This is a genomic window from Streptomyces sp. NPDC088766, from assembly GCF_044750845.1.
GTDB lineage: Bacteria > Actinomycetota > Actinomycetes > Streptomycetales > Streptomycetaceae > Streptomyces.
This window is the reverse complement of sequence record NZ_JBIVKQ010000017.1, coordinates 62,794-75,491: the sequence shown is the minus strand read 5'-3', so window position 1 is coordinate 75,491 and position 12,698 is coordinate 62,794. Positions and strand designations below refer to the sequence as shown.

Sequence of the window (12,698 nt, the reverse complement as noted above, 5' to 3'; positions counted from 1 at the left end):
TCACCCCCTGGGGGGGGGGGGGCGCCGGGGGGGGGGGCCGGGGGCCCCCCGGGCGGGGGGGGGGGGGCCGCCCCCCCGGGGGGGGGGGGCCCCCCCGGGGCCCCCGGGGGCCCCCCCCCGCTACCAGCCTGTGCCGGTTGTGGCTCGTCGTCGAACGCGAACTGTCAGCGCTCTTCTTCTGAGGCGGGAACGGCGGTCAGTCGCTCCGTCTCGTCCTGTATCTCAGCGGCGATCTTCTTGAGTTCCGGCTCGAACTTGCGACCGTGGTGGGCGCAGAAGAGCAGTTCTCCGCCGCTGAGCAGGACGACGCGCACGTACGCCTGGGCGCCGCAGCGGTCGCAGCGGTCAGCGGCCGTCATCGGGCTCGCGGGGGTCAGAACAGTAGTCACGTCGCCTCTTCTCTAGCTCGACGAGCTGTCGTACCAGGGTCAACATCCAACCAGCCCCAAACGTTCCCGCTCGTGGCTTCTCCTCGAAAAAATCTTCCGAGGCGGCCGTCTGCTGCCGGTTTGGCGGCGAATGTGCCGTATTACGTGTCTGTCGTGTCGTACGGTTTCGCGCTGTCGGTCATGGTCCGGCCCTCCCGGCTGGATTGCCGGTTTGTTCATGAGGACGTGCCCGGAGCCTAAATGGTTCATGCCTCGAAGGGAACGTGATATGTACTTCACTCCATCGAGGGATCGAACACGCATGCGACGCTGGACTAGTGTGAGTTCGGGGGAGGGTGGCGTGACAACGGCTCTACCAGGCCTCGGTACCCTCTTTGCGGCGACCGAAGCCGCGCCCTTACCCCGTGAGGGCCCATCTGAAATTCAGCGAGGAGCGAACCGCGTGACCGCCGATACGTCCGTGCCGTCCACAGCGCTGCTGGCAGGAGCAGACCGGGACGGTTCCAACTACACCGCGCGGCACCTGCTCGTCCTCGAAGGCCTCGAGGCCGTACGCAAGCGCCCGGGTATGTACATCGGGTCCACCGACAGCCGTGGCCTCATGCACTGCCTCTGGGAGATCATCGACAACTCCGTCGACGAAGCCCTCGGCAGCTACGGCGACCACATCGAGGTGATCCTTCACGACGACGGCTCCGTCGAGGTGCGGGACAACGGCCGGGGCATCCCCGTCGACGTCGAGCCCAAGACCGGTCTGTCCGGTGTCGAGGTCGTCATGACCAAGCTGCACGCCGGCGGCAAGTTCGGCGGTGGCTCGTACGCCGCCTCCGGTGGTCTGCACGGTGTCGGTGCCTCGGTGGTGAACGCCCTGTCCGCCCGGCTCGACGTCGAGGTCGACCGGGGCGGACACACCCATGCGATCAGCTTCCGCCGCGGCGTCCCCGGGGCGTTCGCCGGCGCCGGGCCCGACGCGAAGTTCGAGCCCGCCAGTGGACTGCGCAAGACCAAGCGGATCCCCAAGACCCGCAGCGGCACGCGCGTGCGCTACTGGGCAGACCGGCAGATCTTCCTCAAGGACGCCAAGCTCTCCCTGGAACACCTCCATCAGCGCGCCCGCCAGACCGCTTTCCTGGTACCCGGCCTGACGATCGTCGTCCGCGACGAATACGGCCTGGGTGACGGCGGCAGCAAGGGCGAGGAGTCCTTCCGCTTCGATGGCGGCATCAGCGAGTTCTGCGAGTACCTCGCCGCTGACAGGCCCGTCTGCGACGTCCTCCGCTTCACCGGGCAGGGCTCCTTCAAGGAGACGGTGCCCGTTCTCGACGACCACGGCCAGATGACGCCGACGGAGGTCACCCGCGAGCTGGGCGTCGACGTCGCGCTGCGCTGGGGCACCGGGTACGACACCACTCTCCGGTCCTTCGTCAACATCATCGCCACCCCCAAGGGCGGCACCCACGTGGCGGGCTTCGAGCAGGCCGTCGCCAAGACGATGAACGAGGTGCTGCGCGCCAAGAAGCTGCTGCGCGTCGCCGAGGACGACATCGTCAAGGACGACGCCCTGGAGGGCCTGACCGCCGTCGTCACGGTCCGGCTCGCCGAGCCCCAGTTCGAGGGCCAGACCAAGGAGGTCCTCGGCACCTCGGCGGCCCGTCGCATCGTGAACACCGTGGTCTCCCGGGAGCTCAAGGCGTTCCTGACGTCAACCAAGCGGGACGCGGCGGCCCAGGCGCGGGTCGTCATGGAGAAGGCGGTCGCCGCCGCGCGCACGCGTATCGCGGCCCGGCAGCACAAGGACGCCCAGCGCCGCAAGACGGCTCTGGAGTCCTCCTCCCTGCCCGCCAAGCTCGCGGACTGCCGCAGCGACGACGTCGACCGCAGCGAGCTGTTCATCGTCGAGGGCGACTCGGCTCTCGGTACGGCGAAGCTCGCGCGGAACTCCGAGTTCCAGGCGCTTCTGCCGATCCGGGGCAAGATCCTCAACGTTCAGAAGTCGTCCGTGACCGACATGCTCAAGAACGCCGAGTGCGGTGCGATCATCCAGGTCATAGGAGCGGGCTCCGGGCGGACCTTCGACATCGACGCGGCCCGTTACGGCAAGATCATCATGATGACCGACGCCGATGTGGACGGCTCCCACATCCGGTGCCTGCTGCTGACGCTGTTCCAGCGGTACATGCGGCCCATGGTGGAAGCGGGCCGGGTGTTCGCGGCGGTGCCGCCGCTGCACCGCATCGAGCTCATCCAGCCCAAGAAGGGCCAGGGCAAGTACGTGTACACGTACTCGGACCGCGAGCTGCGGGACAAGCTCATGGAGTTCCAGAGCAAGGGGGTCCGGTACAAGGACTCCATCCAGCGCTACAAGGGTCTCGGCGAGATGGACGCCGATCAGCTGGCCGAGACCACGATGGACCCGCGTCACCGCACCCTGCGGCGGATCAACCTCTCCGACCTGGAGGCGGCCGAGCAGGTGTTCGACCTGCTCATGGGGAACGACGTGGCGCCGCGCAAGGAGTTCATCTCCAGCTCGGCTGCGACGCTGGACCGGTCGCGGATCGACGCGTAGCAGTTGACGCCGGGCCGGGCGGGCCACCGGGCGGGGCCGACCCGGCGTCCGGGGTGGGCCCCGCCCGGCGTTCCGGCCACGCGCGGTCGGTGGGGCTCCACCCGTGGGTGGAGAGCGCGGCTCGCTGAGATCCACCCATGATCCACCCGGAGTCCGATCTGCGGACTCGCGCCTTTCCGTAGCGTCGAAGGCGTCGACGGCACTCGCTGTCGGCGGCCCTTCCCGCTCACGGAGGCTGAGATGCCCGGGCTCGTCAACGCACTGCTGATCGCGGCCGTGGCCGCCGTGGCCGCCGTGGTCATCGTGCGGCAGTTCCGCGCCGGCCGCGTCGACAGGCACCGGCGCTGGTGGGTGCTGCCCGGCATCCTGGCCGTCGTGGCCCTGCGTGAGCCCGACCTCCTCGACGCTCGCCATCACGCCGCATCCGCCGCGATACTCGCCGGGGAACTGCTCGTGGGTCTCGCCGTGGGAGCCGGCTGGGCCTGGACCACGCGCATATGGCTGGAGGCGGACGGCTTGGTGCGGAGCAGGAGCACCAAGGCGAGCGCAGCTGTCTGGGCCGTCGGTACCGGCCTGCGTACGGGTCTGTTCGCGTGCGGCGTGATGGTGGGCATCCACCAGGGCGGCTCGGCCCTGCTGCTCGCTCTCGCCACCACCCTGCTCGTCCGCTCCGGCATCCTGACGTGGCGGGTGCGGTCCCTGGAGCCGGCCTCCGTCCTGGCCCCGGCATACGGTGACGGCGCGTCCCGGTCCCGGTGGAAGGAGCGCGTGTGATGCGGGACGCCTTCCTGCGCTGGCCCTCCCGGGAGGCGCTCGGCCGAGAGGGGATCCCACGACCGAGGCGTCTGCTCGCCTGGGCCGTACGGCTGCTGGTGGCCGGTGTCCTGCTCTGGAGCGCTTTCCACGACGACCGTGTCCATGGCCGGACGGCAATGGCAGGGACCGGCGGAGTCCTCGTGGCCGCCGTGCTGGCCCGGGCGTTCTTCCGCCTGACGATCGAGCACCGGCTGTGGCCGTCCGTGACCCTGTTGCTTCTGTTGCTGGGGCTGGCCGCCGGAGTCCATGCCGTGGGATTCGAGACGCCGGCCACCGTTGTGTGGTGCGGGTCCGCCATCGCGGCTCTGGAGCGACTGCCCCTGACAGCCGCGCTTCCGACGGCGGGCGCGGGCTTCGCGGCGTTCGCACTGGTCAGCGGCGGCGAGTGGCTGAGCGCAGCCGCCACGACCGGTGGCATGGCCCTCGCGGGGTACGCGCTCCGCCTGGACGCGGAGGCCCGGGGCAATGCCCAGCGGCTGCTGGTCCAGGAGAGAGCCGCGCGGGCCGCGGAGGCGGAGTCCGCCGCGCTGGCCGAGCGGGCCCGGATCGCCCGGGAGATCCACGACGTGCTGGCGCACAGCCTCTCGGCGCAACTCGTGCACCTGGAGGCCGCCAGGCTGCTGATCGAGCGGGGCGCGGGCCGCGACCGGATTCTCGAGCGGGTGGTCGCGGCGCGTGGGATGGCGCGCGACGGTCTCGACGAGACACGGCAGGCACTCTCCGCGCTGCGGGGTGAGCTGACTCCCCTGGAGGAGTTCCTGACCGGGCTGGTGCGGGCGACCGCCGGCGCGGAGGTCACCGTGGCGGGGGAACGCAGACCGCTGCCGGCCGACGTGTCACAGACCGTGCGCAGGGTCGCCCAGGAGGCCCTGACCAACGTCCGCAAGCACGCGCCCGGAGCCAGAGTGCGTCTGCGCCTCGACTACGAGCCCGACCAAGTGTCCCTGCACGTAAAGGACTCAGGGGGTCCGCCGGGCGAACTCGCCGGGGCGGGAGGCGGGTACGGTCTGCTGGGGATGCGGGAGCGCGCCGAGCTGTTGGGAGGTTCGCTCGAGGCCGGACCGGGTGAGGAAGGGTTCGTGGTGACGCTGAAGGTGCCGGTATGACCGGGGAGTCGGGGGCGGAGCCCGCCCGGGTCGTGGTGGCGGACGACCAGACCGTCGTCCGGGAAGGCATCGTGATGCTGCTCGGGCTGCTGCCGGGTATCGAGGTCGTGGGCGCCGCCGCGGACGGCGAGGAGGCGGTGCGGCTCGTCGCCGAACTCGCCCCGGACGTGGTGCTCATGGACCTGCGGATGCCCCGCTGTGACGGAGTCGAGGCGACTCGGCGCATCCGTGCCGAGCATCCCGGAACCCAGGTCGTGGTGCTCACGACCTTCGGGGACGACGAGTCCTTGTTCCCCGCGCTCAGAGCGGGTGCACGGGGTTACCTGACCAAGGACGCGGGCGGAGACGAGATCCTGCGGGCCGTGCGGAGCGTGCTGTCCGGGGACGCGGGACTGTCGCCGAGCGTTCAACGGCGGCTGCTGGAACGCCTCTCAGAGCCCGAGTCGGAACCGACGGCGCCCGTCGGACCGCCCGACGGGCTGACCACGCGGGAGACCGAGGTGCTCGTCCTGATCGCGGAGGGACTCAGCAATCAGGAGATCGCCCGCGCACTGCAGGTGTCCACGGCGACGGTGAAGACCCACATCAACAACATGTTCACCAAGACAGGCCTCAAGGACCGTGCGCAGGCGGTGCGTTACGCGTTCGGGAAGGGGTTGGTGCGGCCGCCGACGGGGTGAACGGGGCTTTTCGTCACCTGATGGGGTGAAGTGGGAGGGGAAGAAGAGTCGGGGATCTTCCCGTTCTGTCCATCCTTGGGCATGCAGTCAAGCAACGGCCGTGCCCGCGGCAGCGACCAGGGTTCCGAGAGTTCGGGCGACCGACGGCAAGGCGCGGGCCTGGTATCCGCCGAGGCACCCGGGGACATGCGGTACGACGACCCTTGGTATGACGCACTGGCCTCCGGCTGGGGCGAGTCGGGCACCATGGGCCCGCCCGCGACCGAGGTTCCGGCAGCCCGCCGACAGCGTACGGACGGGGCCGCCGCGGCGGCTCTCGTGTACCTCGAGGTGCAGCGGAGCGACGCGTTCCAGGAGGTCCGCAGCCGGTACCGGCGGTTCGTCGTTCCCGCGGTCATCGGATTCTTCCTCTGGTACGTGGCCTACGTCGTGGCGGCGACGACCGCGCCCGGAGTCATGGCCCGCCCCGTGTGGGGCGCGGTGAACGTGGCGCTTCTGGCGGGACTCGGGCAGTTCCTCAGCACGTTCCTGCTCACCTGGGCCTACTCCCGGCACGCGCGGCTGCGCAGGGACCGTGCGGCCCTCGAACTGCGCTGGGACACCCAGGAACTGACGCGCGAGGCACGAGGCGGTGCGGTGTGACCGGTGACCATCAGACGCTGGCGTTGCTGCTGTTCAGTGTCTTCGTCGCGATCACCCTGGGAATCACGACGTGGGTGAGCCGCAGCCGGCATGGTTCGGCGGAGGAGTTCTACGCGGGCGGGCGGCTGTTCTCGCCCATGGAAAACGGTTTCGCCATCGCGGGCGACTACATGTCGGCCGCCTCCTTCCTGGGCATCTCGGGACTCATCTCCCTCTTCGGCTACGACGGGCTGCTGTACTCGGTGGGCTTTCTCGTGGCCTGGCTCGTCGTGCTGTTCCTCGTGGCCGAACTGGTGCGCAACTGCGGGCGCTTCACGCTTGCCGACGTCATCGCCGCGCGGATGAACCAACGCCCCGTGCGGATCGCGTCGGGGACGGCCTCGGTCACCGTGTCGATCCTCTACCTGGTGGCGCAGATGGTGGGCGCAGGCAGCCTGGTCGCGCTCCTGCTCGGCGACACGGGCGAGGCCGCCCGGGCATGGGCGGTGATCGGGGTCGGCGCGCTCATGGTGATCTATGTGTCGCTGGGCGGGATGCGGGCCACCACATGGATCCAGATCGTGAAGGCGGTTCTGCTGCTCGGCGGCACGATCGTGCTCACCGTGCTCGTCCTGGTGCGCTTCCACGGTGATTTCGACCGGTTGCTGCGCACGGCGGCCGAGCGCAGCGGGCACGGGGCCGCGTTCCTGGCACCCGGCCTGAAGTACGGCGGGGACTGGATCTCACGGTTCGACTTCATGAGTCTGGGGCTCGCACTGGTACTGGGGACGGCGGGCCTGCCGCACATCCTGTCCCGCTTCTACACCGTGCCGACGGCGCGGGCCGCCCGGCGTTCCGTCGTGTGGTCGATCGGACTCATCGGCGGCTTCTACCTCATGACGATCGTCCTGGGCTTCGGCGCGGCGGCCATCGTCGGCCCGGACGCCGTACGCGGCTCTCATGCCTCCGGCAACACGGCGGTACCGCTCCTGGCACTCGACCTGGGCGGCGGAGCCGGCTCCACGGGCGGGACCGTGCTGTTCGCGATCGTGGCGGCCGTCGCCTTCGCCACGATCCTCGCCGTGGTCGCGGGGATCACGCTCGCCTCCTCGGCGTCGGTGGCCCATGACCTGTACGCCTCCCTGCGACGCAGGCGTGTCGCACCGCGCAGCGAGGTGACGGTGGCGCGGATCGCCGCCGTCGGCATCGGCGCGATCGCGATCGGCCTCGGTCTGCTGGCCCGCGATCTCAACGTCGCGTTCCTGGTGGGACTCGCCTTCGCCGTAGCCGCGTCGGCGAATCTGCCGGTCCTGCTGTACTCGCTGTTCTGGCGGGGCTTCACCACCCGCGGTGCCGTCTGGGCGATCTACGGCGGGCTGGTTCCGTCCCTGGTGCTCGTGGTGCTGTCGCCCGTGGTCTCGGGCAGCCCCCAGGCGCTCTTCCCGGACGTCGACTTCCAGATCTTCCCGCTCGAGAACCCCGGGCTGGTCTCGATCCCGCTGGGCTTCCTCGCCGGCTGGCTCGGCACGGCCACCTCGGCCGAGGTGCCGGACGCGGCCAAGCACGCGGAGACCGAGGTCCGGTCGCTGACGGGTGCGGGGGCCGTCTGAGGTCTTGCCCCGAACAGCCGCCGCCATCCTGGACGAGGAGGGCCTCAGGGGCTCGTCCGCCGTCCACGGGCCGCGTCCTCAGGCGCGGGTCGCCCACACGTAACGGTGTTCCGGGCGGCCCGCGTCGCCGTACTTCAGGGTGAGCCGGGCTCTGCCGGTGCGCTCCAGGAGTTTCAGATAACGCTGCGCGGTCTGGCGGCTCACCCCGGTGCGCTCGGCGATCTCCAGGGCGGACAAGGGCCCCTCGGCGTTCATCAGGGACTGGCGCACGAGTTCCGCCGTGGTGGGGGAGTGCCCTTTCGGCAGCCCCGGTTCCGAGGGCGCGGACAGGGCCCCGAAGATGCGGTCGACGTCGGCCTGTTCGGCCTCGACGCGGCTGTCGAGCGTACGGCGCAGTTCCGCGTACGCCTCCAGCTTGCCGCGCAGACCCGCGAAGGTGAACGGCTTGACCAGGTACTGCAGGGCGCCTTGCCGCATCGCTGCCTGCACCGTCGTGACGTCCCGTGCGGCCGTGACCATGATCACGTCGGTCTGGTGGCCGCGTCCCCGTATCTCCTGAACGACCTCCAGGCCCGTCTCGTCGGGGAGGTGGTGGTCGAGCAGGATCAGGTCGAGTCGCGGCAACTGCTCCACCTGGCGGAGCGCTTCGGCCGCGCTGTGCGCCACGCCGGCGACGTGGAAGCCCGGCACCTTCTCGACGTAGGCCGCGTTGACCCGGGCCACCCTGGTGTCGTCGTCCACGACCAGGACCTCGATCATCGCGCCTCCTCCTCGACAGTGCTGCGCGCGGACGCGGCCAGGGCGGGTTCTGGCCCGGCCTCGGTCAGTGCCTCGGTCAGTGCCTCGGGCAGTACGACGGTGAACTCGGCGCCCCCGCCGTACGCGTCGCTCACGGATGCGCGCCCGCCCTGCCGCTCGGCGAGCCTGCGCACCAGGGAGAGCCCGATGCCACGCTTGCCGTGGGCCGGCGGCTTCTTCGTGGACCAGCCCTCCGTGAAGATCAACTCGTGCTGTTCGGCCGGGACTCCCGGTCCTGTGTCCCGTACGCGCAGAACGGCGGTGCGGCCCTCGGCGCGCAACTCGACCTCCACGCGCGCGTGGGAAGCGCCCGCCACGGCGTCCAGGGCGTTGTCCACCAGATTGCCCACGACCGTCACCAGCCCGCGCGGGTCGACCAGCCGGTCGGGCAGCCGCGTGCCCTCCGAGATCCGCAGCGCCACGCCGCGTTCGGCCGCGACGGTCGCCTTGCCGACCAGCAGGGCGGCGAGCAGCGGATCCCCGATCTTCTCCGTCACCTGCTCGGCCGTCGCCCGGTGGTCGCCGACCACCTCGCCGACGAAGTCCACGGCGTCGTCGTACATCCCCAGTTCGAGCAGCCCCAGGAGCGTGTGCATGCGGTTGGCGTGCTCGTGGTCCTGGGCCCGCAGGGCGTCGATCAGCCCGTGCGTGGAATCGAGTTCCCGGCCCAGCTGTTCCAGCTCGGTGCGGTCGCGCAGGGTGGCCACGGCGCCGCCGTCGTCGGTGGGCATCCGGTTGACGACCAGCACGCGCTGCCCGCGGACGGCGACCAGGTCCGTGCCGGTCACCCGGCCGGCCAGGACGTCGGACGTACGGCCCTCACCCAGCGCTTCGTCCGGTGACCGGCCCACCGCCTCGTCCCCGATGCCCAGGAGACGCTGGGCCTCGTCGTTCAGCAGACGGACGCGGCCGGTCCGGTCCAGCGCCACGACGCCCTCCCGGATGCCGTGCAGCATCGCCTCGCGCTCCGCGAGCAGCGCCGAGATGTCGGAGAACGCCAGGTCCCGGGTCTGCCGCTGAACCCGCCGGGAGATCAGCCAGGCGGCCAGCGCCCCCACGGCGAGCGCGCCTCCCGCATAGGCGAACAGGCCCGGGATGGCGTGGATCAGCCGGGCGCGCACGCTGTCGTACTCGATGCCGACCGAGACCGCTCCGACGATCCGGCCCGTGCTGTCGCGCAGGGGTACCTTGCCGCGAGCCGAGCGGCCCAGAGTGCCGTTGTCGATCTCCATGACCTCCCGGCCGGCCAGGACCTCGCTGGGATCCGTCGAGACGTGGCCGCCGACCTCCTGCGGCTCGGTGTGGGACCAGCGGACGCCACGGAGGTCCATCACCACCACGTACTCGGCCCCGCTCGCCGCACGGATCCGCTCCGCCTCGCGCTGCACCGGGCCGTCGGCCGACGGCTGTGTGCGCCGCAGGTCCTCGGCGATCTGGGGTACGGCCGCGGTGGTCTGCGCGATGGCGAGCGCGCGGCGCATGGCCTGGTCGTCCAGCTGTTCGCCGAGCGGTGCCAGGAACAGTCCGGTCGCGAGCACGGCGACTCCCGCGGCGATCGCCAGCTGCATGAGCAGGACCTGCGAGAAGACGCGCCGGGGCAGGCCGAGGCGCAGGCGACGGACGGGGGGAGTGGGGCTCATACCCACGACGGTACGTGGGCGGCCCCGCAGAGCCGTAGGGGTGTGTGGTGTGGATCTCCTGATCGGCTCAAGAGGGAACGGTTCGGCGGTCGGTTCACGGCATGAGCTGCCGGTACGGGCCGGCCGATCAGCCGACCAGGACCGCGGGCCTCAGTTCGTGCACCGCCACCACGTCCATCCGTGCGGGTGATCCCAGGACCGCCGCCCCGCAGCTCTCCGGGCGGGGTGGCAGGGACGCGCCCTGGGCCACGACGACCCGCCAGTGCCGGCCGTCGACGTGGGTGACGGTCACCTCCCAGCGCGGCGCCTCGCCCTGTGTGCGCGCGACGGCGATGGCCTCGGCCGCGTACTCGCCGGCCGCCCTCCGTACGGCCAGCTCCGCCGCCTGGGCGGGCCGTTCCCAGGCTGAGCTCCCGCGGCAGCCGTCCACGACGATGCGGCCCTCCCGGGCGCCGTGCAGCACCTCTTCGACGGAGTGGGCCCGAGCGCGGCCGTAGGCGTAGCCGTACGGCAGGACGAGCACGGTCGGTGAGAACCGGTGACCGCCCAGATGGGTGACCTCCCAGACGCCGTCCACGCCCGACGCGGCGAGTTCGGCGGCGAGGGGGCGGCCGAGGAGGGCGCAGCAGCGGTCACGCTTGCCGTTGGTGCAGACGAGGGCGAGCGGGTCGCCGGTGTGCGGGGTGCCGCCGAGCGCGGTGCCGAAGGTCCGGTGGTCGCCCCGGCCGAGTGCGGCGAAGTCGAGGTCCAGCAGCCGGCCCGGGTCATCGGTCCTGGCACTGTGCAGCCACACCCCGCCGGGCACGGTGTGGGCCGCGTACACCTGGCGCAGGGCAGGGGTGCCGAGGTCGGCGTGAGGTCCGGGGCGGCGGATGAGCGCGACGCGCACGCCGGTGCCCTGCGCGGCGGCCTCCAGGGCGCGGCCCAGCGAGGGATCCAGGTGGCTCGACGTGAGCGCCTTGGCACCCCAGGGGCCGGGCTGTTCCAGCAGCAGCCAGGTCGTCGCCGTGGCCGCGGTCCCCGGCATGGGCTCGTCGAGGTCCCGCGAGACGGTCGTGCACGTACTCACAGAGGTGAGCCTAACCTGACTTGGTGCCCAGTGGCCTCCGGCGGGGCGCGTGTCCCTCGACACGGCACGCGCGCACGTGCCGCCCGGTTTCCGGCACCGCCGCGTCGCGGCTGTTCGGCGCGGTGCGGTGGGCCTACTCGGGGATCGGCCGGGGAGGTTTCGGGCCCACATAGATTCCGCTCGGACGCATGCGCAGGGGACGTTCGCCGTACTCCTCCAAGGCGTGCGCGATCCAGCCCGCCGTCCGGGCGACGGCGAAGACGGTCTCGCCGGCCGACGCCTCCATGCCGCAGGACACCGTCAGGACCGCCAGCGCGAGGTCGACGTTGGCGTGCAGCGGGGTGTGGCGGGCCGTCGTGTCCACGATGTCGCGGGCGGCGGCCAGTGCCGGCGCCGCCTCGGGGATCTCCGCCAGGCGGGCGAAGAGGACGCGCGCGCGGGGGTCCTCCCGCGTGTAGAGCCGGTGTCCCAGGCCGGGGATGCGGCGGCCGGCCCGCAACTCCTCCGCGATCACGGGGCCCGCCGAGCCCCGGTCGAGCACGTCGAGCACCAGCCGGTGCGCGAGCCCGCTCGCCGCGCCGTGCAGAGGGCCCTCGATCACTCCGAGCCCCGCGGTGACGGCCGCGTACGCGTGTACGCGGGCGCCGGCCGCGACCCGCACCGCGAGCGTCGACGCGGCCAGGTCGTGGTCGACGAGCAGGGCGAGCGCGGTGTCCAGGACGTGCAGGGGCGCCTCCGCCGCGGGCTGCCGGCTCAGCCGCCCCCACAGCCGCTGGGCCAGCGGGCCGCCGTCCCGGTGGGTGGACAGTTTCGGCGGCAGGGCGGCGACGAGGGTCGGGATGAGGCCGCGGGCGGCGCCGAGCACCGCGTCCGCGGACAGGTCGAAGCGGAGCGGGTCCGCCACCGCGGCGGCGATCGCTGCGACGCGCAGGCGGTCGGTGGGGCCTGCGTGTTCGGGCAGGGCGTCGACCACGCGGCGGGCGGCCTCGACGGCAACCCGTGGCGCGGTGAAGGTGGCTCCGTGCCGCATCCGGCCGGTCCAGAGCCATTCGGCGACCTCTTCGTACGAGTGCCGGGCGGCCAGCTCGGTCGCGTCGACGCCCCGGTAGTAGTACCGGTCCTCGTGGATGAGGGTGAGGCGGGTGCGTACGGACTGTTCGGCGCCGGTGCCCGGACTCCCTTTGCTCTCCCGCCTGTTGCGCCGCGCGAGCGCCTCGACCTCCTGGGCGTCGAAGGTGCTGCCCCGGCCGCCGGGCACGCGCCGGCTGCCCAGTTGGCCGCGGCTGACGTAGGCGTACACGGTCTCGGGCTTCACACCGAGCAGCTCGGCGGCCTCCTTGGTGGTCAGCCGTCGTTCCGGGTGGCCGGGGCCGGGTTCCTGATCGCGCATGGGGTCACCGTAT

Annotated in this window: 11 protein-coding genes; 6 read left to right on the top strand and 5 right to left on the bottom strand. The window is 71.8% G+C overall.

Going from position 1 to position 12,698, the window contains the following annotated elements:
• Nucleotides 1-164 precede the first annotated feature (164 nt).
• Nucleotides 165-389: a hypothetical protein gene (locus tag ACIP5W_RS23320; RefSeq protein WP_073492764.1), complete on the bottom strand. Its 225-nt coding sequence runs from the start codon at nt 387-389 to the stop codon at nt 165-167.
• Nucleotides 390-831: 442 nt separating this feature from the next.
• Here ACIP5W_RS23320 and ACIP5W_RS23315 point away from each other — a divergent pair, with 442 nt between their 5' ends.
• The 6 genes from ACIP5W_RS23315 to ACIP5W_RS23290 all read left to right on the top strand — a co-directional run bounded on the left by ACIP5W_RS23315 (nt 832) and on the right by ACIP5W_RS23290 (nt 7,788).
• Nucleotides 832-2,955, top strand: a complete 2,124-nt coding sequence (locus ACIP5W_RS23315; RefSeq protein WP_401476716.1) for a type IIA DNA topoisomerase subunit B — start codon at nt 832-834, stop codon at nt 2,953-2,955.
• A gap of 240 nt (nt 2,956-3,195) precedes the next feature.
• Complete coding sequence (locus ACIP5W_RS23310) at nt 3,196-3,729, top strand: DUF1453 domain-containing protein (protein WP_401476713.1); 534 nt, start codon at nt 3,196-3,198, stop codon at nt 3,727-3,729.
• Nucleotides 3,726-4,877 carry a sensor histidine kinase gene (locus ACIP5W_RS23305; protein WP_401476710.1) on the top strand — a complete coding sequence of 384 codons (1,152 nt, stop codon included), beginning with the start codon at nt 3,726-3,728 and terminating at the stop codon, nt 4,875-4,877. The genes ACIP5W_RS23310 and ACIP5W_RS23305 overlap by 4 nt, the downstream gene beginning before the upstream one ends.
• Complete coding sequence (locus ACIP5W_RS23300) at nt 4,874-5,557, top strand: response regulator (protein ID WP_401476707.1); 684 nt, start codon at nt 4,874-4,876, stop codon at nt 5,555-5,557. Before ACIP5W_RS23305 ends, ACIP5W_RS23300 begins: the two co-directional genes overlap by 4 nt.
• A gap of 81 nt (nt 5,558-5,638) precedes the next feature.
• Entirely contained in the window at nt 5,639-6,199 is a 561-nt protein-coding gene (locus ACIP5W_RS23295) for a DUF485 domain-containing protein (protein ID WP_401476704.1), read from the top strand.
• Nucleotides 6,196-7,788: a cation acetate symporter gene (locus ACIP5W_RS23290; protein WP_401476701.1), complete on the top strand. Its 1,593-nt coding sequence runs from the start codon at nt 6,196-6,198 to the stop codon at nt 7,786-7,788. The genes ACIP5W_RS23295 and ACIP5W_RS23290 overlap by 4 nt, the downstream gene beginning before the upstream one ends.
• A gap of 78 nt (nt 7,789-7,866) precedes the next feature.
• On the opposite strand, the gene ACIP5W_RS23285 is transcribed toward ACIP5W_RS23290, so the two are convergent.
• From ACIP5W_RS23285 to ACIP5W_RS23270, 4 genes are all read right to left on the bottom strand, one after another.
• Complete coding sequence (locus ACIP5W_RS23285) at nt 7,867-8,547, bottom strand: response regulator (RefSeq protein WP_401476698.1); 681 nt, start codon at nt 8,545-8,547, stop codon at nt 7,867-7,869.
• A complete protein-coding gene (locus tag ACIP5W_RS23280) occupies nt 8,544-10,226 on the bottom strand; it encodes an ATP-binding protein (protein ID WP_401476695.1) in 1,683 nt (560 codons plus the stop codon). Before ACIP5W_RS23280 ends, ACIP5W_RS23285 begins: the two co-directional genes overlap by 4 nt.
• Nucleotides 10,227-10,353: 127 nt before the next feature.
• A complete protein-coding gene (locus tag ACIP5W_RS23275) occupies nt 10,354-11,295 on the bottom strand; it encodes a sucrase ferredoxin (RefSeq protein ID WP_401476692.1) in 942 nt (313 codons plus the stop codon).
• 133 nt (nt 11,296-11,428) lie between these two features.
• Nucleotides 11,429-12,685: a citrate synthase family protein gene (locus ACIP5W_RS23270; protein WP_401476689.1), complete on the bottom strand. Its 1,257-nt coding sequence runs from the start codon at nt 12,683-12,685 to the stop codon at nt 11,429-11,431.
• Between the last annotated feature and the right edge of the window lie 13 nt (nt 12,686-12,698).

Excerpts from the sequence above, each read along its gene's own strand:
- ACIP5W_RS23285 (WP_401476698.1), bottom strand. The coding sequence starts at position 8,547 with ATGATCGAGGTCCTGGTCGTGGACGACGACACCAGGGTGGCCCGGGTC.
- ACIP5W_RS23270 (WP_401476689.1), bottom strand. The coding sequence starts at position 12,685 with ATGCGCGATCAGGAACCCGGCCCCGGCCACCCGGAACGACGGCTGACC.
- ACIP5W_RS23295 (WP_401476704.1), top strand. The coding sequence starts at position 5,639 with ATGCAGTCAAGCAACGGCCGTGCCCGCGGCAGCGACCAGGGTTCCGAG.
- ACIP5W_RS23280 (WP_401476695.1), bottom strand. The coding sequence starts at position 10,226 with ATGAGCCCCACTCCCCCCGTCCGTCGCCTGCGCCTCGGCCTGCCCCGG.
- ACIP5W_RS23310 (WP_401476713.1), top strand. The coding sequence starts at position 3,196 with ATGCCCGGGCTCGTCAACGCACTGCTGATCGCGGCCGTGGCCGCCGTG.
- ACIP5W_RS23300 (WP_401476707.1), top strand. The coding sequence starts at position 4,874 with ATGACCGGGGAGTCGGGGGCGGAGCCCGCCCGGGTCGTGGTGGCGGAC.